Annotated in this window: 7 protein-coding genes and 1 other RNA gene; 4 read left to right on the top strand and 4 right to left on the bottom strand. The window is 70.1% G+C overall.

Annotated elements, in window-relative coordinates:
• Positions 1 to 3 precede the first annotated feature (3 nt).
• Positions 4 to 114, top strand: a complete 111-nt coding sequence (locus AB0M52_RS30745; RefSeq protein WP_363960970.1) for a hypothetical protein — start codon at positions 4 to 6, stop codon at positions 112 to 114.
• On the opposite strand, the gene AB0M52_RS30740 is transcribed toward AB0M52_RS30745, so the two are convergent.
• A complete protein-coding gene (locus AB0M52_RS30740; protein WP_363960968.1) occupies positions 87 to 848 on the bottom strand; it encodes a sulfite exporter TauE/SafE family protein in 762 nt (253 codons plus the stop codon). The genes AB0M52_RS30745 and AB0M52_RS30740 overlap by 28 nt on opposite strands.
• Positions 849 to 913: 65 nt before the next feature.
• Positions 914 to 1,426, bottom strand: a complete 513-nt coding sequence (locus AB0M52_RS30735; RefSeq protein WP_363960966.1) for a DUF664 domain-containing protein — start codon at positions 1,424 to 1,426, stop codon at positions 914 to 916.
• A gap of 114 nt (positions 1,427 to 1,540) precedes the next feature.
• Here AB0M52_RS30735 and rnpB point away from each other — a divergent pair.
• An RNA gene (gene rnpB / locus AB0M52_RS30730) (RNase P RNA component class A) lies at positions 1,541 to 1,955 on the top strand.
• A gap of 446 nt (positions 1,956 to 2,401) precedes the next feature.
• Positions 2,402 to 2,662: a hypothetical protein gene (locus AB0M52_RS30725; RefSeq protein ID WP_363960964.1), complete on the top strand. Its 261-nt coding sequence runs from the start codon at positions 2,402 to 2,404 to the stop codon at positions 2,660 to 2,662.
• A gap of 287 nt (positions 2,663 to 2,949) precedes the next feature.
• Here AB0M52_RS30725 and AB0M52_RS30720 read toward each other — a convergent pair whose 3' ends face one another.
• On the bottom strand, positions 2,950 to 3,357 hold the full coding sequence (locus AB0M52_RS30720; protein WP_363960962.1) for a hypothetical protein: 408 nt from the start codon (positions 3,355 to 3,357) through the stop codon (positions 2,950 to 2,952).
• A 498-nt stretch (positions 3,358 to 3,855) separates the two neighbouring features.
• On the opposite strand from AB0M52_RS30720, the gene AB0M52_RS30715 reads away from it, so the two are divergent.
• Positions 3,856 to 3,996, top strand: a complete 141-nt coding sequence (locus AB0M52_RS30715) for a hypothetical protein (RefSeq protein ID WP_363960960.1) — start codon at positions 3,856 to 3,858, stop codon at positions 3,994 to 3,996.
• A 137-nt stretch (positions 3,997 to 4,133) separates the two neighbouring features.
• On the opposite strand, the gene AB0M52_RS30710 is transcribed toward AB0M52_RS30715, so the two are convergent.
• Complete coding sequence (locus AB0M52_RS30710) at positions 4,134 to 4,604, bottom strand: roadblock/LC7 domain-containing protein (RefSeq protein ID WP_363960958.1); 471 nt, start codon at positions 4,602 to 4,604, stop codon at positions 4,134 to 4,136.
• Positions 4,605 to 4,773: the final 169 nt, after the last annotated feature.

The raw sequence follows: 4,773 nt of genomic DNA, 5'->3' as shown, positions 1-4,773 counted from the left end.
GTCATCGGCGCCGGACCGGCCGGACTGGCGGCCGCGCTGGCCGCGGCCGAGGCGGGCACGCGGGTGGCAAGATCGACGGGCTCAGGTCAGGCGAGGGCGCGCCAGAGCAGGTAGAGGCCGATGGTGGTGCCGAAGAGCACGATGACGGTTTTCAGGATCACCGGCGGCAGGCGGCGGACCAGCCGGGCCCCGGCGTACCCGCCGACCAGCGTGGCCGGCGCGAGCAGCGCGACCGCCGCCCAGTTCACCGGTCCGGCGAGCGCGAAGACGACCACCGTGGTCAGGCCGATCACGGCGGAGAGCAGATTCTTGATCGCGCTCACCCGGGCCAACGTCGCGTCCAGCACCAGGGCCAGGCCGGCAACCAGCATCACCCCGACGGCGGCGCCGAAGTAGCCGCCGTACACCGCGGCCAGCGCCACCATGGCCTGGATCGTGACGGCCCGGCGGCGCGGTGGCAGGTCGCGCGGGTGGCCGACCAGCCGGCGCAGCGGATCCTGGAACGCCAGCACCGCGGTCGCCCCCAGCACCAGAAAGGGTACGACCACCTCGAACGCCCGGGCCGGGGTGACCAGCAGCAGCGCGGCCCCGGCCAACGCGCCCACAATCGTGGTGGGCACCAGCGTGATCAGCAGGCGTCCCCGGGGCAGATCCACCCGACTGCCCGCCACGGCGGCGCCGTACCCGGGGAAGACCGCCACCGAGTTGCTGACGTTCGCCGGCACCGGCGGCAGCCCGACGGCGAGCAGCGCCGGGAACGTGATCAGCGAACCACCCCCGGCCACCGCGTTGACCGTGCCCGCAGCCAGCCCAGCGGCGAGCAGCAACGCGCCATCGGCAAGATCCATGACCCCGAAGGCTAGTACCCCCGACCCGCGCCGCCGTCGGCCCGGGACGGTGTCCCAGCCTCGGCCTACTCCCCGACCACGCCGCCGGCCAGTTCCGCCACGATGTCGAGCTGCCCGAGGTGGCGGGCGTACTCCTGGACCAGGTGGAACAGCACTCGCTCTAGCGGCGCCGGGTCCGCGCCGTTCCATCGCGGCCCCGGCACCCCACGCGTCGCCAGGTCGCTGCTCTCCACCACCGTGCGGGTGTGCGCGCCCTGCGTACGCAACGCGGCTGTCAGCTCCGCACAGGTCTCCTCCGGCGCGACGTACCACCGCTCCCCGCGCCGATCACCCCACGGGTCTCCGACGTCGCGCCCCTGGAAACCCCACTCGATCCATCGCAGTTCGACGTAGCGGAGGTGCTTGAGCAACTCCAGCGGGGTCCAGCCGGAAGGCAACCTGCTGCGCCGCTGCTCGTCCTCGGCCAACGTGGAGACCTTCGCCAGCACGCTCTCCCGGAAGTAGTCGAGGTAGCGCAGGAACACCTCGGCCCGCCCGGCGGCCGGGACCGTGGACTCAGGAAACGGTGGCAGCGTCACCCGGACATTATTCCGCTCGTCCCGACGCCGGCCGGTCCGACCATCCGCGTCACAGCCGAGCCGGGCACGGCAATAGCGGCTGACCCGGTGTCGTTAGGATGTGTGAGCGACGGACGAGTCGACCGGGCGGTCGCGTCGGCGGGCTGCGGCCCGCCGCCGAGGAACGTCCGGACTCCACAGGGCAGGGTGGTTGCTAACGGCAACCCGGGGTGACCCGCGGGACAGTGCCACAGAAAACAGACCGCCGGCCCCATCGGGGACGGTAAGGGTGAAACGGTGGGGTAAGAGCCCACCAGCACCCCGGGTGACCGGGGTGGCTCGGTAAACCCCACCCGGAGCAAGGCCAAGAAAGGGCCGTCACCGCAAGATGACGACCCGCGCAGACGCTTGAGGGCGGCCCGCCCGATGTCTGCGGGTAGGCCGCACGAGCCTGTCGGCAACGGCAGGCCGAGATGGATGGCCGCCGCCGGCGCAAACCCCTCGGGGTACGCGCCGCGCACAGAATCCGGCGTACAGGTCGACTCGTCCGTCGCCGCAGCTCAGCCGCCCTCATGTGGTGGCTGACCTGCTGTTTCTTCGGGTGCTGCTGGTCGTCCTCGGTCATCTTTGGTCGGCGCTTGACGGCCCAGCAACGACCCAGACGGCCCGGTGACGGCCCAGGCCGATCCCTCGTTTGTAAATTCTGAGCACTTCGTCTGGCGGTGTCCGTCCGCATCCGCGACCTCGGGCCGGTGATCGGGCCGATCACGCCGTGTCACCTGGGCATACGTCGTCACCAGTGGTCGTCGTTGGTCTCTGACGAACGGCTTCCGACGGCCTGGTGACGGCCTGGACCTGGTCCTCGTCGACCCGCTCGGAAGCCGGCACGCCCCGCGCTCCGCGACCCAATCGCTGGAGGTGTCGACGGATCCGGTTTCCTCCGGGACAGCGTGACGATCAAGGCTGTGGGAGCCTGTCGTCGTGTCCCGTGCACGCATGCTGACGGTCGTCGGGGTCCTCCTGATGTTGGCCTCGTGTCTGCTTCCCTGCCTTACGTTCTGGAACGGGATCACCCTGCCTGATCAGGACCCGACGCCCGAGGCCATCCAGCAAGAGAACGCGGAAGCCCTCGCGTTCGAGCAGAGGTTTCAAATCGCAGCATCGATCGCCGGTGCTCTGGCAATCCTTGGTCTGGCTGCCTTCATCTACGCGCGAAAACACCACCGGAGGGCAACACCCGTTCAGGGGAGGAAGTAACGCCGCAACTGTTTCCACAGTTCAGGGCCAGTTGTCGGCGGCGTCGACCAACGTCCTGCTGGCAGAGCCTGACTCTTTCGTCTCGAAAGAACCATCAGCGGTCGCTGAGCTGCGCGAGTAGCTGGAGTGAGCTGCCGGAACAGTCCACCACCGTCCGTGGGCGTCCGGCGTCGGCCGCTCCGGTCGTCACCCAGTTGGTCACCCAGCCCGATGTGTCTTGTGCCGGCTGTGTGCCCTACTGCCCCGTACCTCTCTCCGACTACAACGTGAGGCAGAGGCGGCCCCGGCTACCGGCGCTCGCCGGCGTCCGTCTCCTTCCACAGCGCCTCGGTGTCAATCGGCTGGTCGCTGTCGTGGGCGGGTTTTGGGGCGGAGTCAACAGGAGGGCCAGCAACCCACCGCCGTGACGACCGAGGCACCAGCAGCAATACGACGATGACCAAGGCTGCCACCATGTTGGCTGCCCGTACCCACCCGATCTCTGCATGCTGAAGAAGGCCGAATATCAGGTTGCCGGCCATCGCCAAGACGATGACGCCCTGGGCCAACGGGTTACCGCGCCACACGCCGTAGACCAAGGCGACGGCAACGGCTATGGCGATCAAACTACCGGTGACGCTGGCGGCGTCGGTCCACGGACCACAAGCGATGACGCTGGCGTAGCCCACGATCAGGACCGCCAGCGCCGCCAACACCGGGCGCGGCGGTCAGCGCGTTGTCTGCTGGGTCACCGGCGCATCGTACGGTCGCAACCTGCCCTGCGCTGTCCCCACCCGTAGCCCTGGCAGCCCTGTCTGCCGCCGACCCGCCCGCCAGGGGAGCGGGCGGTCTGCTCGGCTCGCCCGGGTCGTCGGCTGGCGGGATAGCCTACCGCAACCACCCACGGACGCAACGCGCGGACGGAGCCCCGGCCATCCTGGAGTCGTTGCGTCCCCGCCGGAGGCTCAGTGACCGCGACCGGTCCGCAGCCGCGACCCGCCGCGCGGACCCGGCGTGCCCTCCCCGGTGCCGCGCTGCTCGGGCGCGGCGACGGCCGGCTGCCGGCGACGAACCTCCACCACTCCCACACCCGATTCGTCTGCGGCGGCCTCCGGGCTTTCCGCTCTCCGCGCCAGCCGGTGGGCACTGGGCGTGCTGCGTAGCTTTGGGCTTGCCCGCTGCGCAGCGCGACGCTCATCATCGGCAGCCAGTCGGTGCTGGGGACGATTCCGGAAGGTGATCTTCCGTTGGAAGCCACTGCCTCGATGGAGGTGGATGTGGCCTTCTTCGACGATCCGGACGATCGGAAGGCCGACCAGGTCGACGCGTTCATCGGCGAGCCTGACGCCGGCTGAAACGCGGCGGGCTCACCGCCATCGCGTAGCGAGGAACACGCGGGTCGCCGCGTGGCGTACGCGATGGCGGTGAGCCCGGGTTTGTGGCGCAGGCGAGGTGCGCAGCGGCGGCCTGGTCGGGGTGCCGACGGTGGCGGTCAGACCTGGGCGAGGAGTTTGGCGAGACGTTCGGCTACCGGTGGGGCGTACATGTGCAGCCGGGCCACGTTGATCGCGTCGTGGCCGACCACGGAGAGCAGGGCCTGCGGGCCGGCCGCGTACACGGCGAAGTAGCCGGCCTGGTTGCGGACGGTGGACTGGCGGAACTCGCCGTGGCCGAGGCGGAGGCTGACCTGCCGGCCGAGGCCGAAGGTCGCCGCCGCCATCGCGGCCAGGTCGTCGGGGTCCATCCCGGGCGGTGCTTCGTGCGTGATGAGTAGGCCGTCCACCCCGCCGAGCACGCTGCCGTGCACCCCGGGGATCTGTAGGCGCAGCTCGGCCAACTCGCTGCCGATCGCCGGGTACGGCAGCGACGGGTTGCCGGCCAACGACGGCGGGAGCTTGGGCGGCGGCGGGAGGTCCGGCCGCTGTGCGGTACGGCGGGGCAGGAACGTGTCGCCGGTGCTCACAGTTCCAGCTGCTCCTCGATGGTGCGCAGCTGGTGCCGGGCGAGTGCCAGGTTGGACCGGGTCTTGCTGAGCATCAGGTAGAGAAACAGCCCCTTGCCGTTGGAACCGGTGAGCGGCCGGATGATGTGGTACTGCCCGCCGAGGGTGATCAGCATGTCCTCGATGTCAT

Source organism: Micromonospora sp. NPDC051296, from assembly GCF_040682255.1.
Classification (GTDB): Bacteria; Actinomycetota; Actinomycetes; order Mycobacteriales; family Micromonosporaceae; genus Micromonospora; species Micromonospora craterilacus.
The sequence above is the reverse complement of the archived record's forward strand: the minus strand, read 5'-3'. Positions and strand labels throughout refer to the sequence as shown.

Coding starts and splice junctions, on each gene's coding strand:
- AB0M52_RS30725 (WP_363960964.1), top strand. CDS start 2,402: ATGCTGACGGTCGTCGGGGTCCTCCTGATGTTGGCCTCGTGTCTGCTT.
- AB0M52_RS30740 (WP_363960968.1), bottom strand. CDS start 848: ATGGATCTTGCCGATGGCGCGTTGCTGCTCGCCGCTGGGCTGGCTGCG.